At 59.1% G+C, this 4,956-nt stretch carries 6 protein-coding genes; 4 read left to right on the top strand and 2 right to left on the bottom strand.

All coding sequences use genetic code 11. The features are described 5' to 3' along the window. The coding region (locus ACIQ20_RS15815; RefSeq protein ID WP_395781999.1) for an alpha/beta hydrolase at window positions 1-842 on the bottom strand (842 nt) is incomplete at its 3' end. Between the two features lie 110 nt (window positions 843-952). On the opposite strand from ACIQ20_RS15815, the gene ACIQ20_RS15810 reads away from it, so the two are divergent. From ACIQ20_RS15810 to ACIQ20_RS15800, 3 genes are all read left to right on the top strand, one after another. Further along, window positions 953-1,540, top strand: coding sequence for a hypothetical protein (locus tag ACIQ20_RS15810; protein WP_395781997.1), 588 nt, complete (start codon window positions 953-955; stop codon window positions 1,538-1,540). Between the two features lie 26 nt (window positions 1,541-1,566). Next, entirely contained in the window at window positions 1,567-2,529 is a 963-nt protein-coding gene (locus ACIQ20_RS15805) for an SIS domain-containing protein (protein ID WP_395781995.1), read from the top strand. Window positions 2,530-2,952: 423 nt separating this feature from the next. Continuing rightward, entirely contained in the window at window positions 2,953-3,378 is a 426-nt protein-coding gene (locus ACIQ20_RS15800) for a hypothetical protein (RefSeq protein ID WP_395781993.1), read from the top strand. A 22-nt stretch (window positions 3,379-3,400) separates the two neighbouring features. Here the strand turns inward: ACIQ20_RS15800 and dapB are convergent, their stop codons facing one another. Next, window positions 3,401-4,207: a 4-hydroxy-tetrahydrodipicolinate reductase gene (dapB, locus tag ACIQ20_RS15795; protein ID WP_395781991.1), complete on the bottom strand. Its 807-nt coding sequence runs from the start codon at window positions 4,205-4,207 to the stop codon at window positions 3,401-3,403. A gap of 309 nt (window positions 4,208-4,516) precedes the next feature. Between dapB and ACIQ20_RS15790 the strand changes: the two genes are divergently transcribed. Next, window positions 4,517-4,956, top strand: a 440-nt coding sequence (locus tag ACIQ20_RS15790; RefSeq protein WP_395781989.1) for a TonB-dependent receptor plug domain-containing protein, incomplete at its 3' end; no start/stop codon positions are given.

Raw genomic sequence — 4,956 nt, 5'->3', positions numbered from 1 at the left:
GGGTCACCCATATAGCACCAGTTTGGCCGCCTCTGATTTGCATCAATTGTAGGGTCCAACCAGCGTAGATCGGCCATCGTGCCGTGAACCACAAAGCAATGCTCGCGATTGGCCTCGCCCCGCTTTTTGAAGTCCTCAAGCCTTTGGCGCACGTCCGCTGTGATGCGGGCAATGCGGTCGCGTTGTGCCTTTCGGTAGAGGGCTTGGAAGGCGTCTGAGAAGGGGGGCTGATGGGGTGCATCTGGCGCATAAATATCCAGTGCCGCATCGCGCTTGTCTGGATGGAGTTCATCCAAAATGGCCGGATCAATCCATTCCGACAAAGTGATGGCGCGGCTGACATGGGCGGCCAATTGCATCACCCCGTCAGCGGGGATGAGGCCCGCACCTGGAATATCCACCAGATCGCCCGCAGGGGTTGCCTCAATCGTCGGGTTTTCGGCTTGGGATTGGTAGAAGAGCGATAGCGAGCCGCCACCCGACCAGCCTGCCAGCACCACTTTCTCAAAGCCCAAGACTGTCTTGGCGTGACGCACATAGCGTCCCAGATCAATCAGCACCTTCTCCATGATCAAGGCCGTGTCATTATGGGGATAGCGCGACCCGCATGTCATGACCGGGATACCTGCATGGGCCAGAGCAATCGGCATGGGCAGGTAATTCATTGTGCCCGACGGGTGCATGAACAGGACGATCGTTTTACATGGCGGGCCATCCTTGGGCTTTAGGAATTGGCCCTCACACAAAACCCAATCCTGATTGCCGCCATAGGTCTCTTTGAAGCCAGACTGGTCCTGAAACATCAAGGTGACCGGCAAACGGTCGATGGGGTAACGGGTCACGCTCTCGCCTTTCTTGCAACCTAGGTGCGACACAGTCTAACGCCACGCGGGAAAGACCTCGCAGGCTTTGAGGCTTGCAGGTAGAAGCGCGCACAGGCAAGAACAATCTCATGCAACGCTTTCCTTTTTTCTTCGCCCTGATGGTCGCCTTAGCAGCAGCACTGATCGGTATCGCGGTCCTGCCCTTGGCGCAAACGCATGGACAGCCGGTCGATGGGCGGCAGACCAATTTGGGCTGGGTGGTTGAAGGGGCAGAACTGGCGCAAGTACGTCCAGCCGAGGGGTTCCCAATTATGGCCCCGCCCGGACCACGCGGCGATCTTGAAGGCGTTCGCATGACGGCAACCAGTGCCTTGGCCCCCGATGCCCGATTTTCCAAAGGGGTTCGCTTGAACTTTGGCGAGGCCTTGGCTACCCATTTTGTCGGGGGTGCCACGACCGTGCGGGTGATCGTCAAATCCACCACCCGCTTGCCCGCCAAATCCATGGCGATTGGCTTTGTCACCGAAGGCCCTGTCACGTGGAACGAGCAGGCGATTGGCCCGGCTTTTACAAGCGTGACCTTTACCTTGCCCGCAACCAAGGCCAAGCCGCGCGCGCTTGCGATCTGGCCCAGCGTCCAGGGCGGCGAGGGCGGCATAGAGGTCAAAGCCATCATCTTCGCCAAGGCCGACACAGCCCCCGCCCTTCCGAATTAAAACCAAAAAGCACGAAAGCTTTCCCCATGAGCCAATCACCCGCCATCCTAGCTGCCCACCGCGTCCTTGACGTGGAGATGGAGGGTCTGCGCCGCTTGCACGCCTCCATCGGTGCGGAGTTTGCCGCCATCGTTGAAAAAGTCGGCACCATGAAGGGCCGCTTGATCTGTGCGGGCGTTGGCAAGTCTGGCCATGTGGCGCGCAAGATCACTGCGACCTTGGCCTCCACCGGCACGCCCAGCCAATTCATCCACCCGACTGAGGCCAGCCATGGCGATATGGGCATGATTGGCACCGATGACATCTTGCTGATCCTCTCCAAATCCGGCGAAGTGCCCGAACTGTCGGACATGATCGCCTATGGCAAGCGCTTCAAAATCCCCATCATCGCCATGACTGCCAATGCCGAATCCGTACTGGGCAAAGCCGGCGATTATTTGATGCTCTTGCCGGAAGCACCTGAGGCCTGTGGCGAGACGCGCGCACCCACCACCTCTACCACCATGCAAATTGCTTATGGCGACGCGTTGGCGGTTGCCCTCTTGGAGCGGCGCGGCTTCACCGCCAGCGACTTCCGCGTCTATCACCCCGGCGGAAAACTGGGTGCAATGCTGAAGTCCGTCGCCGACCTGATGCACAAGGCCGACGAGCTGCCGCTGGTGCGCGAGACCACGCCGATGATGGAAGCCCTCCTCATCATGACAGCCAAGCGCTTTGGCTGCACCGGCGTGATCGACGGCCAAGACCGCTTGATCGGCATCGTGACCGATGGCGACGTGCGCCGCAAAGCCGGCGCCGACTTCGCCCATCTCAAAGTGGCCGACGTCATGACCGCCAGCCCCATGGTCGTCAGCCCCCACGCGCTGGCCGCCGAAGCCCTCGCCGAACTCAACCAGTCCGGCCGTTCGGTCGTGTTTGCGGTTGATGATCAGGAGAAGCCTGTTGGAATCTTGCATTTGCATGATTTGTTGCGGGCGGGGGTGATGTAGGGATTGGTCAGTCCTTTTGGCACCTAATGGCGCAGCCTATACTTAGGAGCGGCCCGAGCGCGCACTCCGCTAGCCTTGAAGCCGTCGGATAACTGGCTCTACGGACATTAAGCGCGCGGAGCAGAACCCTTTTCATCTGGACCCATTTGGGTGGAAACTATGTTTCACCAAAGCGCTTCCAGGGGAAAACACCTCTTCACCGGCTTCGGGACAGCTTCCAAGTTTACGGGGTATCGCCGCAGTTGCGCGTTGCTCCGTGCAATGAAAGCTCCGCAACGCGCCCTTAGACAATGCGCTTTTAAGCTCTTTATTGTGAAGCCGATTTAATCCAACCTGGGATTGACCTTACGGGATAACTATGGCCAATTTTATGTCTGCGGCGGTGCCCGACGCTTGGGGCTAGAGCGCTCTTGAGGTGGTGATATGGTAGAAAGTTCGAAGCGGGAGTTAGGCTTGGGAATCATGGCGGCGCTCGCGCTGGCACCCTCAGCCCCGGTGCAAGCAAAAGCGGTTTTGCCTGACGGAGCATCCGTCGAATTGACGTTCCTGAAAGCCACGGATGGCGACACCGAGTCGCTCTGCCGCTTCATCACGCAAAACTGGTTCGAGATGGACAAGATCGCTGTCGAAAAGGGCCTGATGACAGAGTATCGGCTGCTGCGTTCAACTGGCACTGATCCGGACTGGGATGTTCTGGTTGTTGTTGGCTATCCCAATGTGGATGGCTATTCCGGCATCGCATTAGAGTTTGAGGCCATAAGGGCTGCCCACACGACCGTTTCCGTGAATGGCAAGACCTTGCGCCAGTTGGGCGCGATCGTATCAAGCCGTCGGCTGCTGCCCGCGTGAACAGGACGCTCGGTCGCTCCCCCTACAACCCCAATACATCCGACATGGTATAAAGGCCGGGGCCATGGCCAGCGGCCCAGCGGGCGGCGGCGAGGGCACCTTTGGCGAAGATGGCGCGGTTGAGGGCGGAGTGGCTGAAGCGGATGACTTCATCCTCGCTGGCAAACATCACTTCATGGTCGCCAATGATGCCGCCACCACGGGCCACCGCGTAGCCGATCTCGCCAGACTTGCGGGCGGCGGTAACACCATGGCGGTCATAGGCAGCAATCTCGGTGTGGGATACCCCGCGGCCATCGGCGGCAGCTTGGCCCAGCATCAAGGCCGTGCCGGAGGGTGCATCGACTTTCCGGCGATGGTGGGCTTCAAAAATCTCAATATCCCAGTCAGGGCCCAACCGCTCTGCAGCCTGCTTCACAAGGCCCATCAACAGATTGATGCCGAGCGAGAAATTGCCGCTGCGCACGATGCAAAAGTGGTGGGCGGCTTGCGTAATCAGGGCCTCTTGAGCAGGCTCAAACCCCGTCGTGCCCAGCACAATGGCCTTTACGCCTGTGTCTCTAAGCGCTGACAACGCCGACAGCGAGGCAGCCGGCGCGGTGAAATCAATCCAGACTTGCGCTGCTTGGGCGGCTTCAACCGGGCTATCAACGCAAGCAATGCCCAAAGCATCGCCGCCCGCCAACACCCCTAAGTCCGCGCCCAGCGCTGGATTACCCGGCCGCTCACTGCCGCCGACAATTTCAAGGCCATCGTCGCTGCACGCCGCGGCGACTAAAGCCCGACCCATGCGACCGGCCGCCCCGGCTATGGCTAGTTGAATGCTCATCCCCCATCGATAGTCTGACCGGGGCTAGGGACGCAAGAGCCTTGCGCGTCCTCGCTCAATCACCTGCGAAGGCCCAGACCGCGCGTCGAGCTTTTTCTACTTAGGTTGCCTCCGCTTTGACTTACCCGCGCGTTCAGACCGGTGCCTCACGCGATTGTGACGGAAAAGCGGCAAACATGTGACAATTCACCTGTTTCGTGTCGGCAGAGCCTGTTTCAGTTGGACCGTGCACACTGAGTTGCGGAATCTGCCTTTTGCGGCCGGTATCCGCACAGGTTGTGTGACTTTCTTCCCGGGGGCTTTCAAGACATGAACACGAATAAGAATTGGTTACATAAGAAACTATTGCTCACAAGCGGCCTGGTGTCGGCTTTTGCGCTCTTTTCAGGGCCTGCATTTGCCCAAGGGACAACCGCCCCTGCAGCTGAAGCACAACCTAAAGAAGTTGAGACCGTCGTCGTATTGGGCACCCGGCGGACCGACCGTTCTGTTGCAACCTCGGCTTCCCCTGTTGGCGTGATTAGCGCGTCTGAAATCGCGAGCCAGTCCAGCATCAGCGTGATTGATGCGGTCAAAAACGTCGTTCCATCCTTCTTTGCCAGCCAGAATACGATTGCCGATGCGGGTACCTTCGTGCGTTCGCCAAACTTGCGCGGTTTGCCGGGAGATCAGGTTCTTGTCATGATGAACGGCAAGCGCTTCAACCGCTCGGCCTTGGTTCAGACCTTTGTCGGCGGTGATACAGCTCT

The organism is Aquidulcibacter sp. (genome assembly GCF_044346625.1).
Classification (GTDB): Bacteria; Pseudomonadota; Alphaproteobacteria; order Caulobacterales; family Aquidulcibacteraceae; genus Aquidulcibacter.
Note: the sequence above shows the minus strand (reverse complement) of the source record. Positions and strands in the feature narration are given on the sequence as shown.